At 72.9% G+C, this 16,964-nt stretch carries 17 protein-coding genes; 10 read left to right on the forward strand and 7 right to left on the reverse strand.

Annotated features, from left to right (window positions below):
* The first annotated feature begins 68 nt into the window (after nt 1-68).
* The 4 genes from metH (at nt 69) to hisG (ending at nt 5,703) form a co-directional block, all read left to right on the forward strand.
* Complete coding sequence (metH, locus tag H6H00_RS23575; RefSeq protein ID WP_221775641.1) at nt 69-3,677, forward strand: methionine synthase; 3,609 nt, start codon at nt 69-71, stop codon at nt 3,675-3,677.
* Nucleotides 3,674-4,363, forward strand: coding sequence for an HAD family hydrolase (locus H6H00_RS23580; protein ID WP_185717881.1), 690 nt, complete (start codon nt 3,674-3,676; stop codon nt 4,361-4,363). The genes metH and H6H00_RS23580 overlap by 4 nt, the downstream gene beginning before the upstream one ends.
* 166 nt (nt 4,364-4,529) lie before the next feature.
* Nucleotides 4,530-4,793, forward strand: coding sequence for a phosphoribosyl-ATP diphosphatase (locus H6H00_RS23585; RefSeq protein ID WP_185717882.1), 264 nt, complete (start codon nt 4,530-4,532; stop codon nt 4,791-4,793).
* A 25-nt stretch (nt 4,794-4,818) separates the two neighbouring features.
* Nucleotides 4,819-5,703, forward strand: coding sequence for an ATP phosphoribosyltransferase (gene hisG, locus H6H00_RS23590; RefSeq protein WP_185717883.1), 885 nt, complete (start codon nt 4,819-4,821; stop codon nt 5,701-5,703).
* 1 nt (nt 5,704) lies between these two features.
* On the opposite strand, the gene H6H00_RS23595 is transcribed toward hisG, so the two are convergent.
* Both H6H00_RS23595 and H6H00_RS23600 read right to left on the reverse strand, forming a co-directional pair.
* Nucleotides 5,705-6,502: a thioesterase family protein gene (locus H6H00_RS23595; protein WP_255425335.1), complete on the reverse strand. Its 798-nt coding sequence runs from the start codon at nt 6,500-6,502 to the stop codon at nt 5,705-5,707.
* A gap of 18 nt (nt 6,503-6,520) precedes the next feature.
* The gene (locus H6H00_RS23600) at nt 6,521-7,357 is read right to left on the reverse strand and encodes a RecB family exonuclease (protein ID WP_185717885.1); all 837 of its coding nucleotides are present in this window, start codon (nt 7,355-7,357) and stop codon (nt 6,521-6,523) included.
* Between the two features lie 81 nt (nt 7,358-7,438).
* On the opposite strand from H6H00_RS23600, the gene H6H00_RS23605 reads away from it, so the two are divergent.
* The 3 genes from H6H00_RS23605 to arc all read left to right on the forward strand — a co-directional run bounded on the left by H6H00_RS23605 (nt 7,439) and on the right by arc (nt 10,807).
* Nucleotides 7,439-7,963: a hypothetical protein gene (locus tag H6H00_RS23605; RefSeq protein ID WP_185717886.1), complete on the forward strand. Its 525-nt coding sequence runs from the start codon at nt 7,439-7,441 to the stop codon at nt 7,961-7,963.
* Nucleotides 7,960-8,829: a tRNA (adenine-N1)-methyltransferase gene (locus tag H6H00_RS23610; RefSeq protein WP_185717887.1), complete on the forward strand. Its 870-nt coding sequence runs from the start codon at nt 7,960-7,962 to the stop codon at nt 8,827-8,829. Before H6H00_RS23605 ends, H6H00_RS23610 begins: the two co-directional genes overlap by 4 nt.
* A 217-nt stretch (nt 8,830-9,046) precedes the next feature.
* Entirely contained in the window at nt 9,047-10,807 is a 1,761-nt protein-coding gene (gene arc / locus H6H00_RS23615; protein WP_255425336.1) for a proteasome ATPase, read from the forward strand.
* 60 nt (nt 10,808-10,867) lie between these two features.
* Here arc and H6H00_RS23620 read toward each other — a convergent pair whose 3' ends face one another.
* Nucleotides 10,868-11,323, reverse strand: coding sequence for a protein-tyrosine phosphatase family protein (locus H6H00_RS23620; RefSeq protein WP_185717889.1), 456 nt, complete (start codon nt 11,321-11,323; stop codon nt 10,868-10,870).
* A 64-nt stretch (nt 11,324-11,387) separates the two neighbouring features.
* On the opposite strand from H6H00_RS23620, the gene H6H00_RS23625 reads away from it, so the two are divergent.
* Nucleotides 11,388-11,744: a YchJ family protein gene (locus H6H00_RS23625; protein ID WP_255425337.1), complete on the forward strand. Its 357-nt coding sequence runs from the start codon at nt 11,388-11,390 to the stop codon at nt 11,742-11,744.
* 10 nt (nt 11,745-11,754) lie between these two features.
* Here H6H00_RS23625 and H6H00_RS23630 read toward each other — a convergent pair whose 3' ends face one another.
* Complete coding sequence (locus tag H6H00_RS23630) at nt 11,755-13,371, reverse strand: SLC13 family permease (protein WP_185717891.1); 1,617 nt, start codon at nt 13,369-13,371, stop codon at nt 11,755-11,757.
* 143 nt (nt 13,372-13,514) lie between these two features.
* Here H6H00_RS23630 and H6H00_RS23635 point away from each other — a divergent pair, with 143 nt between their 5' ends.
* A complete protein-coding gene (locus H6H00_RS23635; RefSeq protein WP_185717892.1) occupies nt 13,515-13,910 on the forward strand; it encodes a VOC family protein in 396 nt (131 codons plus the stop codon).
* Here H6H00_RS23635 and H6H00_RS23640 read toward each other — a convergent pair.
* Together H6H00_RS23640 and H6H00_RS23645 are read right to left on the reverse strand one after the other, a co-directional pair.
* Nucleotides 13,853-14,614 carry a helix-turn-helix domain-containing protein gene (locus H6H00_RS23640; RefSeq protein ID WP_185717893.1) on the reverse strand — a complete coding sequence of 254 codons (762 nt, stop codon included), beginning with the start codon at nt 14,612-14,614 and terminating at the stop codon, nt 13,853-13,855. The two genes, H6H00_RS23635 and H6H00_RS23640, sit on opposite strands and share 58 nt — an antisense overlap.
* 85 nt (nt 14,615-14,699) lie before the next feature.
* Nucleotides 14,700-15,260, reverse strand: a complete 561-nt coding sequence (locus H6H00_RS23645; RefSeq protein WP_185717894.1) for a YceI family protein — start codon at nt 15,258-15,260, stop codon at nt 14,700-14,702.
* A gap of 90 nt (nt 15,261-15,350) precedes the next feature.
* Between H6H00_RS23645 and H6H00_RS23650 the strand changes: the two genes are divergently transcribed.
* A complete protein-coding gene (locus H6H00_RS23650) occupies nt 15,351-15,848 on the forward strand; it encodes a MarR family winged helix-turn-helix transcriptional regulator (RefSeq protein ID WP_185717895.1) in 498 nt (165 codons plus the stop codon).
* A 44-nt stretch (nt 15,849-15,892) separates the two neighbouring features.
* Here H6H00_RS23650 and H6H00_RS23655 read toward each other — a convergent pair whose 3' ends face one another.
* Nucleotides 15,893-16,960, reverse strand: coding sequence for an NAD(P)-dependent alcohol dehydrogenase (locus H6H00_RS23655; protein ID WP_185717896.1), 1,068 nt, complete (start codon nt 16,958-16,960; stop codon nt 15,893-15,895).
* Nucleotides 16,961-16,964: the final 4 nt, after the last annotated feature.

The following is a 16,964-nucleotide window of genomic DNA, read 5'->3' on the forward strand; positions in this document are numbered from 1 at the left end:
TCCGCCACGCTCGGCCGGTTCGCGGTTCGATGAGAAGGGCGCCTCCCACGACAGACGCGGGAGGCCCGATGTCGGTGAAGGATCTGCGCGACCTGCTCGATCAGCGGGTGGCGGTACTCGACGGTGCCTGGGGCACGATGCTGCAGTCCGCCGGGCTCTCCCCGGCCGACTACCGCAACGACCAGCTCGCCGACCACACCCACGACGTCACCGGCGACCCGGACCTGCTCAACATCACCTCGCCCGACGTCGTCCTGGACGTGCACCGCCGGTACCTGGCGGCGGGTGCGGACATCACGACCACCAACACCTTCACCGCCACCGGCATCGCCCAGGCCGACTACGGCCTGGAGCACCTCGTCCGCGAGATGAACGTGCGCGGCGCCCGGCTCGCCCGGCAGGCCGCCGACGAGGCCGAGGCGCAGGACGGCGGGCGGCGCTTCGTGGCCGGCTCGGTCGGACCGCTCAACGTGACGCTCTCGCTCTCGCCGAAGGTCGAGGACCCCGCCTTCCGCCGGGTGACGTTCGACCAGGTCCGCGACACCTACGCCGAGCAGATCTCCGCGCTCGCCGAGGGCGGCGTCGACCTGCTGATGTTCGAGACGATCTTCGACACGCTCAACGTCAAGGCTGCGGTGGCCGCGGCCCGCGAGGTCGCACCGCAGCTGCCCCTGTGGATCTCCGTGACGATCGTCGACCTGTCCGGGCGCACGCTGTCGGGCCAGACGGTGGAGGCGTTCTGGAACGCCGTGGCGCACGCGGACCCGCTGGTGGTGGGCGTCAACTGCTCGTTGGGGGCCGCCGAGATGCGCCCGCACGTGGCCGACCTCGCCAAGTTCGCCGGCACCTACGTCTCCAGCCACCCCAACGCCGGGCTGCCCAACGCGTTCGGCGGCTACGACGAGACGCCCGAGCAGACCGCCGCGCAGCTGCGCGAGTTCGCTCACGCCGGCCTCGTCAACATCGTCGGCGGCTGCTGCGGCACCACCCCCGAGCACATCGCGGCGATCGCCGAGACGGTCCGGGGCACGGCGCCGCGTCCGGTGCCCGAGATCGGGGCCGCCACCCGCTACAGCGGCCTGGAGCCGTTCGCGATCGGCGCCGACACCGGGTTCGTCATGATCGGTGAGCGCACCAACGTCACCGGGTCGAAGAGGTTCCGCAGGCTGATCGAGGCCGACGACTTCCAGAGCGCCGTCGACGTCGCGCTGGAGCAGGTCCGCGGCGGCGCGAACCTCATCGACGTGAACATGGACGCCGACCTGCTCGACAGCGAGCAGGCCATGACCACGTTCCTCAACTACATCGCCACCGAGCCGGAGATCGCCCGCGTCCCGGTGATGATCGACAGCTCGCGGTGGAGCGTGCTCGAGGCCGGGCTCAAGTGCGTCCAGGGCAAGGGCGTGGTCAACTCGATCAGCCTCAAGGAGGGCGAGGAGCCGTTCCTCGCCCAGGCCCGGCGCATCCGCGACCTCGGCGCGAGCGCGGTCGTGATGGCGTTCGACGAGCAGGGCCAGGCCGACAGCGCCGAGCGCAAGGTCGCCATCTGCGAACGCGCCTACGCGTTGCTGACCCAGCAGGTCGGATTCCCGCCCGAGGACATCATCTTCGATCCCAACGTGCTCGCGATCGCCACGGGCATGGAGGAGCACAACGGCTACGGCAAGGCGTTCCTCGACGCGCTCCCGCAGATCAAGCAGCGTTGTCCCGGCGTGCGGATCAGCGGCGGCATCTCCAACCTGTCGTTCGCCTTCCGCGGCAACGACGTGGTCCGCGAGGCCATCCACTCGGCGTTCCTGTTCCACGCGATCCCGCTCGGCCTCGACATGGGCATCGTCAACGCCGGCCAGCTCGCGGTGTACGAGGACATCCCGAAGGACCTCCTCGAACTCGTCGAGGACGTCCTGTTCGACCGCCGCCCCGACGCCACCGACCGGTTGGTCACCCACGCGGGGACCGTCGGCGGGAAGGGCACGCAACGCGTCGTCGACCTGACCTGGCGCGAGGGCACCGTGGACGAACGGCTCTCGCACGCGCTCGTGCACGGCATCGTCGACTTCATCATCGACGACACCGAGGAGGCCCGGTTGACCGCCGCCCGGCCCCTCGACGTCATCGAGGGCCCGCTGATGGACGGCATGAAGATCGTCGGTGACCTGTTCGGCTCGGGACGGATGTTCCTGCCGCAGGTGGTGAAGAGCGCGCGGGTGATGAAGCGCGCGGTGGCCCACCTGGAGCCGTTCATGGACGCGGAGAAGGAGGCGCTGATCGCCTCCGGCGGCACCCACCGCGGCAACGGCAAGGTCGTGATGGCCACCGTCAAGGGCGACGTGCACGACATCGGCAAGAACATCGTCGGCGTGGTGCTCGGCTGCAACAACTACGACGTGATCGACCTGGGCGTCATGGTCCCGGCCGCGAAGATCCTCGACACCGCGATCGCCGAGGGCGCCGACGTCATCGGGCTCTCCGGGCTGATCACGCCGTCGCTGGACGAGATGGTGTCGGTGGCCGCGGAGATGCAGCGGCGGGGGATGTCGTTGCCGCTGCTGATCGGCGGGGCCACCACGTCGCGCCAGCACACCGCGGTGCGGATCGCGCCCGCCTACGACGCCACCACCGTGCACGTCCTGGACGCCTCCCGCGTCACCGGTGTCGTGTCGGCCCTGCTCGACCCCGACCGCGCCGGCACCCTCGACGCGGACAACCGGGTCGAGCAGGACCGCATGCGCACCGAGCACGAGGGCCGCCACGCCGTCCCGCTGCTCACCGTCGAGCAGGCCAGGGCCAACGCCGAGCGGATCTCCTTCGACGACCTGCCGGTGCCCCCGTTCACCGGGATCCAGGAGGTCGAGCCCACCCTCACCGAGCTGCGCGAGCTGATCGACTGGACGTTCTTCTTCTTCGCCTGGGAGCTGAAGGGCCGCTACCCGAAGATCCTGGAGAACCCCGTCGCGAAGGACCTGTTCGACGACGCCGTCGAGATGCTCGACGAGATCGTCGCGGACGGATCGCTGCGCGCGCGGGGGGTGTACGGCTTCTGGCCGGCCCACGCCGAGGGCGACGACCTGGTCGTCGACGGGGTGCGCCTGCCGATGCTGCGCCAGCAGACGAAGAAGCCCGACGGCCGGCCGAACCGGTGCCTCGCCGACTTCGTGTCCCCCGACGGCGATCACCTGGGCGGGTTCGCCGTCGCCATCCACGGCGCCGAGGAGCTGTCCGCCCGCTTCGAGTCCGAGCAGGACGACTACCGCTCGATCATGGTCAAGGCGCTGGCCGACCGGCTGGCCGAGGCCTTCGCCGAGTGGGTGCACCTGCGGGCCCGTCGCGAGTGGTTCGAGCCCGACGCGCAGCCGGAGCTCGCCGACCTGCACGCGGAGCGCTTCCGCGGCATCCGCCCCGCGTTCGGCTACCCGGCCAGCCCCGAGCACACCGAGAAGCGCGAGCTGTTCGACCTGCTCGGCGCGGAGAAGGTGGGGCTGGCGCTGACCGAGTCGTTCGCGATGACACCGGCGGCCGCCGTGAGCGGAGTGATCTTCGCGCACCCGGGTTCGCGCTACTTCACCGTCGGGCGGATCGGGCGCGACCAGGTCGAGGACTACGCGGCGCGGCGCGGCACGTCGGTCGAGGAGGCCGAGCGGTGGCTGCGGCCCAACCTGGCCTACGACCCCGAATGACGACCACCACTCCGGCGGCGGTGCTCTGGGACATGGACGGCACGCTCGTCGACTCGGAGAAGGTCTGGACGGTCTCGCTCGCCGACACCGCCCGGGCACTGGGCGGCGAGCTGAGCGCGGCCGCCCGCGAGGCCATCATCGGCTCCAACCTGCCGCGGACGCTCGGGATCATGTTCGACGACCTCGGCCTGCCCCGCGACGCCGACCGGATGGCCGATGCGGAGCGGCTGATCCTGCGCCGCACCGGCGAGCTGTTCCGGGAGGGGCTGGAGTGGCGACCGGGCGCGCAGGCCGCGCTGCGGACGGTGCGGGAGGCCGGCTGGCCCACCGCGCTGGTCACCAACACCGTCCGCGAGCTCACCGAGCTGGCGCTCGACGGCATCGGCCGGGAGCACTTCACGGTGTCGGTCTGCGGCGACGAGGTGCCCCGCGGCAAGCCCGACCCCGACCCGTACCTGCGGGCCGCGGAGCTGCTCGGCGTCGACGTGCGCGACTGCCTGGCCGTGGAGGACTCGCCGACCGGCGCGCTGGCCGCCGAGCGGGCCGGGGCGGCGGTGCTGGTGGTGCCCTGCGAGGTGCCGGTCCCGGCCGGCCCGGGCCGGGTCGAGCGCGACTCGCTGGTCGGTCTGACCGCCGCCGGCGTGCGCGACGACTACACCCGGGCACGGGGGCGGGACGCCGCGTGAGACCGTTGGACCGCACGGGCCGGCCTCTCGTCGGGGTTCGTTGCGCGTTCCACCGCTCCCACCGCCCGTCCGGCGCAGGTGAGCGGCCGGAGGCAGCAGCCACCCGACGGCGACGGGGCACGTCGTGCACGACATATGACACTGGTTCCGTGAGAGGTGAATCCCGGTGAAGACCTTCGACGAGCTCTACGCCGAGCTGACGGAGAAGGCCGCCACGAAGCCCGCGGGGTCGGGCACTGTGGAGGCACTCGCGGCGGGCGTCCATGCGCAGGGCAAGAAGGTCCTCGAGGAGGCGGGCGAGGTGTGGCTCGCCGCCGAGCACGAGGCCGACGACGCCCTCGCCGAGGAGATCTCGCAGCTGCTCTACCGCGTGCAGGTTCTGATGATCGGCCGCAAGATCACGCTCGAAGACGTCTACAAGTTCCTGTAAGGCCGAAACACCGAAGGACGAGCTCATGCTTCGCGTCGCACTCCCGAACAAGGGCACCCTGGCCGAACCCGCCGCAACGATGATGCGCGAGGCCGGTTACCGGCAGCGTTCGGACTCGCGCGACCTGTCGATGCAGGACGACGAGAACGGCATCGAGTTCTTCTACCTGCGGCCCAAGGACATCGCCACCTACGTCGGATCCGGCGACCTGCACCTGGGCGTCACCGGAGCCGACCTCATGGAGGAGTCCGGCAGCCAGGTCCAGACGGTGCTGGAGCTGGGCTTCGGCCAGTCGAAGTTCCGCTACGCCGCCCCCGTCGACGGCGACATCGGCAAGCTGGAGGACCTCGAGGGCAAGACGATCGCTACGTCCTACCCCCGGCTGGTGCGCTCGCACCTGGCCCGCAACCGGGTGCGCTCGGAGATCGTCAAGCTCGACGGCGCCGTGGAGATCTCGGTGCAGCTCGGCCTGGCCGACGCCATCGCCGACGTCGTGTCCTCCGGGCGGACGCTGCGCCAGCACAACCTGCAGGTCATCGGCGACGCGATCGCGCAGTCGGAGGCCACGCTGATCGAGCGCGAGCCGCGGCCCGACCGCGAGGAGTCGGTCGACACCAAGAACGAGAAGATCGTCTTCATCGAGCGGCTGCGCGGCGTGGTCTACGCCCGCCAGTACCTGATGCTCGACTACGACTGCCGCAACGAGCTGCTCGACCGGGCGAAGAAGATCAGCCCCGGGCTGCAGGCCCCCACCGTGTCGCCGCTCACCGAGGCCGGCTGGTCCGCGGTGCGGTCGATGGTCGTCAAGCGCGAGGTCAACCGGGTGATGGACCAGCTCGCGCAGCTCGGGGCCCGCGCGATCCTGGCGTCGGAGATCCGGTCCTGCCGCGCGATCGACGGCCGGGGCTGACCTAGCTGCGCGGCCGCACGGTCAGGCCCTGGGTCGTGCGGCCCACGTGCCCGTCGGTGTCGAAGAGCAGGCCGGTGGCGGTGCCGAGCCCGGTCGGGCCGATCACGCTGCTCGCCCGCACCCCGACCCACTCGCCGGCGGGGACGCGGTGCAGGTGCACCGTCAGCTCGGTGTTGACGTAGAGCCAGTGGCGGATGTCCAGCGGCGACCCGATGCCGTTGGCGCTGTCGCCGACCACGGCCAGGCGCTGCAGCGGGGTGATCTCCTCGCCCTCGACCAGCGCCACCCGGGGGCGGCCCCACAGCTCGCCCGGACCGGGGACGTCCCATCCGCCGGACACCCACCGCCACTCGACGGCGTCGATGTAGCCGGGCAGCCAGCCCTCGGCCCGGTCGGGGTGGACCTGGACGCCGTCGGGCGGGGGCAGGGCGGGCTCGGTGCCCGACACGACCTCGGCGGTGTCGCCCTCGGCCAGGCGCCACGCGCGGGCCCGCAGCACGGCGCGGCCCCCGGCCAGCATCTCCGCCCCGAGCAGCTCGATGCTGCGGCCCGGCCGCTCCATCCGGGCACGGACCTCGACCTCGCCCGCCGGGATCCGCCCCAGCACCTCGACGGTGACCCGGGACAGCGCGGTGCCGGGCCGGGGCGCGCACCGCTCGAACGCCCGGATCAGCAGCGCGGCGGGCGGGCCGCCGTGCTGGGCGTCGGCGAACCACGGCCCGGTGGTGGAGAAGGTGGCGTGGAAGCGCTCGCCGTCGGGGCCGTCGAGCGGGCGGTAGAAGGGTTCGAGATCCGGCACGTCCGCGATCATGCCCGCTCAGTCGGCCCGGTCGGGCACCGACTCCTCGGTGACCGCGGGCCACCCGGGATAGGGCGGGGGAGTGCCGCCCCAGGCCGGGCACAGCGCCTTGTGGCTGCACCAGTCGCACATCCGGCCGGGGCTGGGCCGGAAGTCGCCGGTCTCGCCCGCGGCGAGCACCGCGGCCCAGATCGCCTCCAGGGTGCGCTCGAAGCGGCGCAGCTCGTCCTCGTCGGGGGAGTAGGTCAGGCGCGCGCCGTCGGCCAGGTAGATCAGCAGCAGCTGGGTGGGGACGACGCCGCGCAGGTGCAGCAGGGCGAGCGCGTAGAACTTCATCTGGAACAGCGCCCGCGCCTCGAAGACCTCCCCCGGGGCCGCGCCCGTCTTGTAGTCGACGACCCGGATCCGCCCGTCCGGAGCGACGTCGAGCCGGTCGAGGTAGCCGCGCAGCAGCAGCCCCGACCCGAGCTCGGTCTCGACGAGCAGCTCGCGGGCCGCGGGCTCGAGCCGGCGGGGGTCCTCCAGCCGGAAGTAGGCGTCGAGCAGCGCCCCGGCCGACTCCCACCAGCCGGCCGCGTCGGCCTCGCCCGCCCCGGACAGTACGTCGGCCAGGTCGGGCTCCTCCGCGCGCAGCCGCTCCCAGGCGGGCCCGAGCAGCGCGCGGGCCGCGGCGGGCACCCGCTGCGGCGCCGGGAGCTCGAAGAGCTGATCCAGCACGGCGTGCACGAGGGTGCCGCGGACCTGCGCCGGGGTGGGCCGCTCGGGGAGCCGGTCGATCGTGCGGAAGCGGTAGAGCAGCGGGCACTGCTTGAAGTCGCCGGCCCGCGACGGGGAGAGGGCGGGGCGGCGGGTCACGCGGCGACAGTAGGCGACGGCCCCGACGCTCTCCCGGGGTCGCCGACCCGGGGGAGTGCGCGCCCCGTAGGTTGTCCCGCGATGAAGACCATGCGATCCGCCGTGGCCGCCGCAGCGCTCGCGGCGCTGCTCACCGCCTGCTCCACGGGCGGCACCGAGGCACCCGCGGACCCGACGCCCGCCGCACCGACGGCCGGGGCGGCCACCGCGGCCCCGACGGCGACGCGGGGGCCCGGCGCGGTCGGCCCCGAGGAGGCCGCGGTCGAGGCCGCCCTGCGCGCCTACCAGCAGGCCATCGCCACCCAGGACTGGCCGATCGCCTGCTCGCTCAACGCCCCGGAGACCAGCGCGCAGCTCGTCGCGGCGGTGCAGGCGGGCGGGGGACAGGCCGGCACCTGCGAGGAGGCGCTCGCCGCGGTGTTCGGGCAGCCCGGGGCGGCCGAGACGGCCGTCGAGGCGGCGAGCAGCACGGTCGTCGACGACGTGGTGGTGCAGGGGCTCAACGCCACCATCCGCTGGACCTCCACGCGGCAGGGCCAGTCCCGCACCGACGGGGCGACGATGCAGCTCATCGACGGTCAGTGGCGCCTGGCCGGCACGGCGTGACCGACCCCGACGCCGGGTCGACCGGTCCGGCCCGCGGCGGCCCGTTCCGCTCGGGCGACCGCGTGCAGCTCACCGACCCCAAGGGCCGGCACTACACGATCACCCTCGAGACCGGCGCGCAGTACCACACGCACCGCGGCGGGATCCGGCACGACGACCTCATCGGGCAGCCCGAGGGCAGCCTGGTCCTCTCGCCCGTGGGCACCCCCTACCTGGCGCTGCGCCACCGGCTCGCCGACTACGTCCTGTCGATGCCGCGCGGCGCGCAGGTCATCTACCCGAAGGACGCCGCGCAGATCCTCATGTGGGGCGACGTGTTCCCCGGCGCCCGCGTGCTGGAGGCCGGGGCCGGGTCCGGTGCGCTGACCTGCTCCCTGCTGCAGGCCGTCGGCCCCACCGGAAGGGTGGTGTCCTACGAGATCCGCGCCGACCACGCCGAGCACGCCGAGCGCAACGTGCGGCAGTTCTTCGGCCGCATCCCACCCAACTGGACCTTGACCGTGGCCGATCTCGCCGCTCACGCCGAGGCCGAGGACGGGCAGGTCGACCGGGCGGTGCTGGACATGCTGGCGCCGTGGGAGCAGCTCGACACCGTGGCGAAGGCGCTCGTCCCCGGTGGCGTGCTCGTCGGGTACGTCGCCACCACCACGCAGCTGTCGCGGCTCACCGAGGCCCTGCGGGAGCAGCAGTGCTGGACCGAGCCGGAGGCCTGGGAGACGCTGGTCAGGGCCTGGCACGTCGTCGGGCTCGCCGTCCGCCCCGAGCACCGGATGCAGGGCCACACGGCGTTCCTGGTGACCGCGCGTCGACTGGCCGACGGCGTCAGCCCGCCCCGGCCGCAGCGCCGGCCCACGTCCACCCGCTGAGCGGACGCGGCGCGCTGCGCCGCCCGGACGCGTACCGTCACGGACACGGAAGGTGCCCGGCCCGTCAAGGTGCCGTCCGCGTGAGTGATCAATCACCGTTTCGCCGCACCGCATGTGTCAGGGTGTCCAGGTATCGTATGGAAACGGAACACGGAGGGAGGATGCCGTGAACCCCTACGACGGAACCGGCAGACAGAACCCAGGTGGCCACGGGGACATGAGTCCCGACGAGGCCGTCGCCCAGATCCGCTTCCTCGAAGAAGAGGTGGCCCTACTCCGCCGCAAGCTCACGGAGTCGCCGCGCCAGGCCCGTGCCCTGGAGCAGCGGCTCGCCGAGTCGGCCAGCAGGCTCGCCCAGCTCTCGGCCCGCAACGAGAAGCTGACCGAGACGCTCAAGGACGCCCGGGGTCAGCTCATCGCCCTCCGCGAGGAGGTCGACCGGCTCGCCCAGCCGCCCAGCGGCTACGGCGTGTTCCTCGCGCGCTTCGAGGACGAGACGGTCGACGTCTTCACCTCCGGCCGCCGGATGCGCGTCGCGGTCTCGCCCGCGGTGTCCACCACGGACCTCCGCAGCGGCCAGACCGTGCGGCTCAACGAGGCGCTCACCGTCGTCGAGGCGGGCGACTACGAGCGCATCGGTGAGGTCTGCGGGCTCCGCGAGGTGCTCTCCGAGCCCACCGCCGACGGCCTCGCGGGCCGGGCGCTGGTCGTCGGGCACGCCGACGAGGAGCGCGTGGTGTGGCTCGCCGCGCCGCTGTTCGACGAGTCCGACCCCGACCTGGTCAAGCTCAAGCCCGGCGACTCGCTGCTCGTCGACACCAAGGCCGGCTACGCCTACGAGCGCGTGCCCAAGGCCGAGGTCGAGGACCTCGTGCTGGAGGAGGTGCCCGACGTCGGCTACGAGGACATCGGTGGCCTGTTCCGGCAGATCGAGCAGATCCGCGACGCGGTGGAGCTGCCGTTCCTGCACGCCGAGCTGTTCACCGAGTACGAGCTGCGGCCCCCCAAGGGCGTGCTGCTCTACGGCCCTCCCGGTTGCGGCAAGACGCTGATCGCCAAGGCCGTCGCCAACTCGCTGGCCAAGAAGATCGCGGCCCAGCGCGGCGACGACCCCAACGAGGGCCGGGCCTTCTTCCTCAACATCAAGGGTCCCGAGCTGCTCAACAAGTTCGTGGGCGAGACCGAGCGGCACATCCGGCTGATCTTCCAGCGGGCGCGGGAGAAGGCGAGCGCCGGCACCCCGGTGATCGTGTTCTTCGACGAGATGGACTCCATCTTCCGCACCCGCGGGTCCGGCGTGTCCTCCGACGTCGAGACCACGATCGTGCCCCAGCTCCTCGCCGAGATCGACGGCGTCGAGGGCCTGGAGAACGTCATCGTCATCGGCGCCTCGAACCGCGAGGACATGATCGACCCGGCGATCCTGCGGCCGGGCCGGCTCGACGTCAAGATCAAGATCGAGCGTCCGGACGCCGAGGCGGCCCAGGACATCTTCTCCAAGTACCTCACCGACACCCTGCCCGTCCACGACGACGACATCGCGGAGTTCGGCGGCAACCGCAAGGCCTGCATCGACGCCATGATCGAGCGCGTGGTCGAGCGGATGTACGACGAGACCGAGGAGAACCGGTTCCTGGAGGTCACCTACGCCAACGGTGACAAGGAGACCCTGTACTTCAAGGACTTCAACTCCGGCGCCATGATCCAGAACATCGTCGACCGGTCCAAGAAGTCGGCCATCAAGGCGGTGCTCGAGTCCGGCCAGCGCGGACTGCGGGTGCAGCACCTCCTCGACGCGATCGTCGACGAGTTCGCCGAGAACGAGGACCTGCCCAACACGACCAACCCCGACGACTGGGCGCGGATCTCGGGCAAGAAGGGCGAGCGGATCGTCTACATCCGCACGCTGGTCACGGGCAAGAACGAGGCCAGCAGCCGGGCGATCGACACGGCGTCGAACACCGGCCAGTACCTGTAGCGGGCGCCTGGAGACGGGGCCGGTCGCACCGCGACCGGCCCCGTCGGCGTCCGCGGCGGATCAGAGGGTGGCGAACCAGAGCACCCAGCGGCGCTGCGCCGCCGTCTCGACCGCGCGGGGGCGGTAGTGCTCCCGGGTCCAGGCCACGGCGTCGGCGGCGGGGTGCCCGGCCAGCACCGCCATGCACGCGATGACGGTCCCGGTGCGCCCGGTGCCACCGGCGCAGGCCACCTCGACGCGGCGGCCGTCGCGGGCGAGGCGGTAGGCGTGCTCGACCGCGGCCGCGGCGCGCCTGCCGTCGCGCGGGACGCGGAAGTCGGGCCAGTCCAGCCACTCGGCCGGCCAGTCCGGGACGAGCACCGGGCGACCCAGCAGCGTGCGCCGCCGGTGCAGGTAGAGCCCGAACTCCGGGGGCGGATCGGCGGGCCGCTCCCGGCGCCCGCGGCCGCGCACCCGGGTCCCGTCCGGGAGCAGCACGTCGCCCTCGACGTGCCGCGGTCTGTGCTCGACGGACATGCCGGGCATCCTCCCGCAGCCACCCGCGGCGCCGTGCGCGGGCTCCCGCCGGGAGACTCGCACCGTGCGCACCTGCCCCTGCGGTCTACCCGCCCCCTACGACGACTGCTGCGGCCGCTACCACCGCGGCGCGGCGGCCCCCACCGCCGAGGCGCTGATGCGGTCGCGGTTCAGCGCGTTCGCCGTGGGCGACGCCGCCCACCTGCACGCGTCGTGGGACCCGGAGACCCGCCCGCGGCGCGTCGACGTCGACCCGGGGACGCGGTGGACCCGGCTGGAGGTGCTCGACCGCACCGGCGGCGGGCTGCTGGAGTCCACCGGCACCGTGGAGTTCCGGGCGCACCACGACGGGGGAGTGGTGGCCGAGCACAGCCGGTTCCGCCGGGTGGACGGGCGCTGGGTCTACGTCGGGCCGGTCTGAGCCGGCGCGCTCAGAACTGCAGGCCGAGCGCCCAGCCGCCGAGCAGCCAGCTGAACAGCGTGATCAGCAGGACGCCGACGACGTTGAGCACCGCCCCGCCGCGCGCCATCTGGCCGATGGTGACCGTGCCGCTGCCGAACACGATGGCGTTGGGCGGGGTGCCGACCGGAAGCATGAACGCGCAGGTCGCGGCCAGGGCGGCCGGGATCAGCAGCGTCATCGAGTCGGCGCCGATGCCCAGGGCGACCCCGCCGAGCACGGGGATGAACGTCGCCGCGGTCGCGGTGTTGCTGGTGACCTCGGTGAGCAGCAGGACGATGGCCACGATCGCCCCGACGAGCAGCACGATCGGCAGCACGCCCAGGCCCTGCACCTGGGTGCCGATCCAGGCGTCCAGCCCGCTGGCCGCGACGGCCCCGGCCAGGCTCAGCCCGCCGCCGAAGAGCAGCAGGACGCCCCAGGGCAGCCCCTTCTGGGCGTCCTCCCAGACCAGGAGCATCTCGCCGCGGCCCTCACCGGTCCGGCGGTGGCCCGGCAGCAGGAACAGCACGACCCCTGCGGCGATGGCGATCGCGGTGTCGTCGAGGTCGCCGAGCCAGGGCAGCGCCGCCTCGACCGGCCCGATCTGGGTGAGCAGGCCGGGGGCGATCCACAGGAACGCCGCCCCGGCGAACACGGCGAGGACCCGCTTCTCCCCGGTGCTCGTCGGTCCCATGTCGCGGAGCTGCCCCGCGATCATCTCCCGGCCGCCCGGCACCTCGTCCAGCCCGCTCCGGAACAGGACGCGGGTGATGAGCAGCCAGGCGATCACCAGGAACACCACGACGAGCGGCACCCCGAGCTGCATCCAGCCCAGGAAGGTGATCTCGCGGTCGAGCTGCTCGCTGACGTAGCCGGCCACGATCGCGTTGGGCGGGCTGCCGAGCAGGGTGCCGAGCCCGCCGATCGACGCCGACCAGGCGATCGACAGCACGAGCCCGACGCCGAAGATCCGCACGGCGGGATCGTCGACGGTGTCGCTGATCGCCGAGCCGCGGCGCACCTCGCCGGTGCCGTGGCTGCGCTCGACCACGAGCGCGAGCACGCTCAGGGCGATCGGCAGCATCATCAGCGTCGTCGCGGTGTTCGACACCCACATCGACAGGAACGCCGTCGCGATCATCATGCCCAGGACGATGCGCCGGGGATGGGTGCCGACCGTCCGCAGCGTCAGCAGGGCGATCCGCCGGTGCAGCTCCCACTTCTGCATCGCGATGGCGATGAGGAAGCCGCCCATGAACAGGAAGACGATCGGGTCGGCGTACGGGGCGGTGGCGTCGCCGACGGAGAGCACGCCGAAGGCCGGGAACGCGACGATCGGGACCAGCGCGGTTGCCGAGAGCGGGAGCGCCTCGGTCATCCACCAGACCGCCATCAGCACGCCGATCGCGGCGACCGTGCGGCCGGCGGGCTCCAGCCCGGTGGCCGAGCCGAGGGCGAGCCAGGTGATCCCGGCGACGAGCAGCCCGAGGCCGCGGAAGGCCCACACGCGGCCCGGCGGGCGCGGGTCGGCCGGGGCCGCGACCGGGGGCTCGGTCCGGGTGCCGGGCCGGTCGGCGGGGCGCGGGGCGGGCTCCGTGCTCGTCATGCGGACTCCTTCGGCCACCGGGTTCGGGCCGGCGCACCGTACCCCGATCGTGGCGTTTCGTCCGGTCAGAGCGTTTTGTCGGGTTGCCGGTTCGTGTCCGATCCGTACACGACGGGCGCGGCCGCGACGCCTAGCGTGGCGGCATGACGATCGAGGCGAAGCTGGACGCCATCGGGCAGGTCGTGGGCGACATGGCCGCGACCTGCGCGTTCTACCGCATGCTGGGCCTGGCGATCCCCGACGGAGCGGAGTCCGCGCGGCACGTCGAGGCGACGCTGCCCGGCGGGCTGCGGCTGATGTTCGACACCGAGGACGTCGCCCTCTCCCTGGACCCCGACTGGGTGCCCCCGGTGACCGGTGGCCGGGTGGGGCTCGCGTTCCTGCTGCCGGACCCGGCCGGGGTCGACGCGGCGTACGCCGAGCTGACCGGCGCGGGGCACCCCGGCGAGCGGGAGCCGTTCGACGCGCCGTGGGGCCAGCGCTACGCCAGCGTGCTCGACCCGGACGGTACGACCGTCGACCTGTTCGCCCCCAGCTGACCGGGCGCCACCCCGCCCAGCGCCCGCACCTCGCGCGAGAGGTGCGGCTGGTCGGCGTACCCCGCGCGGGCGGCGACCTCGGCCGGGGCGACGCCCGCGTGCAGCAGCGCCACCGCGCGGCGGAAGCGCAGCACCCGGCGCAGCACCGACGGGCCGTAGCCGAAGGCCTCCAGGCAGCGCCGGTGCAGCGTGCGGGTCGTGCAGCCGAGCGCGTCGGCCGTGGCGGCGACGCCCGCCCCGGACCCGATCCGGGCGGCGAGCTCCGCCGCCGCGCGCTCGGGACCCGGCCCGGGGAGGGCCGTGACGAGATCGGTGAGCAGGGCGACCGCCGCGCGGAGGTCCGCGGACGGGTCCTCCCCGGCCCTGCGGTGGCGGTGCAGGCCGGTCGGGCGGGCCCCGAGGACGTCGCCGACCGGTTCTCTCCGGTCGCGCAGCGCCGTGGCCGGGACGCCGAGCAGCCCGGGCAACCGGCCGGGGGCGAAGCGCAGCCCGACCAGGACCGTGCCCGGGACCCGGCGGGCCGGATGGGGTGCGGTGTCGGGCCCCGCGACGAGGACGCCGTCGCCGGTCCAGATCAGGTCCATGCAGCCGTCGGGCAGCACGTCCTGGACCCCGCCCGGCTCGTCGTCCCCGGTCCGGGACACCCAGCCGCACTCGACGAGCCCGGCCAGCGGAGCCGGCGCCCGGAACTCGCGGTAGGTCACGGAGCCACGGTAGCCGCGCCCCGGACGCACCGCGGCCCCCGACGCGGTGCGTCAGGGGCCGTCGGGGAGCCGGTCGGTGCGGCGATCAGGCGGTGCGCAGCACGCCCTGGATCTCCAGGGTGATCTGGACCTTCTCGCTCACCACGACGCCGCCGCCGTCGAGCGGCATCGCGATGTCGACGCCGTAGTCGCTGCGGTTGATGCTGGTGGTGGCCGTGAACCCGGCGCGCGTGCCGCCGTAGGCGTCGGGGCCGAAGCCGCCGACCTCGACGGCGAGCGTGACGGGCCTGGTGACGCCCTTGATGGTCAGGTCGCCGTCGACGGCCAGGTCGTCACCGTCGGCCCGCACCGCGGTGGAGACGAAGCTCCACGTCGGGTGGTTCTCGACGTCGAAGAAGTCGGCCGAGCGGACGTGGCCGTCGCGCTGGTCGTTGCCGGTGGCGATCGAGGTGGCGTCGATCTCGACGCGGACACTCGATGCGGTGACGTCGTCCGACGTGGTGATCGCACCGGAGAACCCGGTGAACCGGCCGCGTACCTTGCTCACCATCATGTGGCGGACCGTGAACCCGACCTCGGAGTGCACCGGGTCGATGTCCCACGTGCCGGCGATGTATCCGGGGATCTGGGTCTGTGCCGTGGTCATCGGAACCTCCGTGGTTTTGTTGAACTCTCAGGTGTTGAGAGGGACAGTACGGTAAACGGGTTGAGTGTTCAACTATTCCGGGAGGGTGACGTGGACGACACACGGTGGCTGAGCGCCGACGAGCAGCGCACCTGGCGGAGCTTCCTCACGGCCAGCCGGCTGCTCTGGGACCGCGTGGAGCGCCAGCTCCAGCAGGAGGCCGGACTGCCGCACGCCTACTACGAGATCCTCGTGCGGCTCTCCGAGGCCCCGGACCGGACGCTGCGGATGAGCCAGCTCGCCACCACGTCGCTGTCCTCGCGCAGCCGGCTCTCGCACGCCGTCTCGCGGATGGAGGAGGCCGGCTGGGTGCAGCGGCGGCCCTGCCCGTCGGACAAGCGCGGGCAGCTCGCCTCGCTGACCGAGGCCGGGATGGAGCGCCTGCGGGCCGCCGCTCCCGGGCACGTCGAGGAGGTGCGGCAGCTGCTGTTCGACCGGCTCACCCCGGCCCAGCAGGCGTCCCTGCGCGAGATCAGCGACGTGCTCGCGGCCCACCTGTCCCCGGAGCCGCTGTGGCCCGCGGCGGGGGACGTGCCCGCGGACGCGTGAACGGCCCTCCCGCCGCAGCGGGAGGGCCGTTCAGGCGGGTGGGGTCAGGGGAAGGTGATGAGGGGCTTGACGATGCCGTCGGCCTTGGTCGTCATCATCTCGAACGCCTCGCTGATCCGGTCGAAGCCGAAGGTGTGCGTGGTCATGGGCGTCGGGTCGATGCGACCGGACTCCAGCAGGCGCAGCAGCCGCTTCATCCGCTCGCTGCCGCCCGGGCACAGGCCGGTGTGCACGGCCTTGTCGTTCATGCCCAGGCCGAACGCGTCGAGCGGCAGCTGCAGCGGGGCCGGGTTCTCGCCGTGGTAGCCGATGTTCGACACGCGCCCGCCCGCCTTCGTGACGCGCAGGCAGTCCTCGAAGGTCTGCGGGAACCCGAACGCCTCGATGGCGGCGTCGACGCCCTCGCCCCCGGTCAGGTCCATGATCTGCTCGACGGGGTTGCCCTTGCTGAAGTCGACGATGTCGGTGGCGCCGAAGCGCTTGGCCAGTGCCTGGCGCTCGGGGCGGGACTCCACCGCGATGATCCGCCCGGCCCCCATCAGCTGCGCACCGATCGTGGCGGACAGGCCGACGGGGCCCTGCGCGAAGATCGCCACCGTCTCGCCGAACTGCAGGTAGCAGTGCTCGACGCCCATGAACCCCGTGGTGAGCATGTCGCAGCAGTAGGCGGCCTGCTCGTCGCTGATCGCCTCGGGGATCGGGGTGAGGTTGGCCGCCGCGGCCGGGACGACGAAGTACTCGGCCATGTTGCCGTCCATCTGGACGGTGTACTTGTAGCCGCCGAGCGCGCCGCCGCACTGGCTCGTGAAGCCGCGCTGGCACGCCGAGCAGCGGTAGCAGGGCGTCACCGCGCAGACCACGACGCGCTGGCCCTCCTCGAAGCCGGTGACGGCCGAGCCCAGCTTGTGGATGACGCCGACCGACTCGTGCCCGAGCGTGCGGCCGTCGGGGACGGGGAGCGCGCCCTTGACGGTGTGCACGTCGGAGGTGCAGATCAGGGCCGCGGTGGTGCGGACGATCGCTTCCTCCGGACCGGGATCGGGGATCGGCTTCTCGACCACCTCGGTCGCTCCGACCGTCTTGATCACGAAGGACTTCATCGTCTCCGGCATCGAG

The organism is Pseudonocardia petroleophila (genome assembly GCF_014235185.1).
In the GTDB taxonomy this organism is placed as follows: domain Bacteria; phylum Actinomycetota; class Actinomycetes; order Mycobacteriales; family Pseudonocardiaceae; genus Pseudonocardia; species Pseudonocardia petroleophila.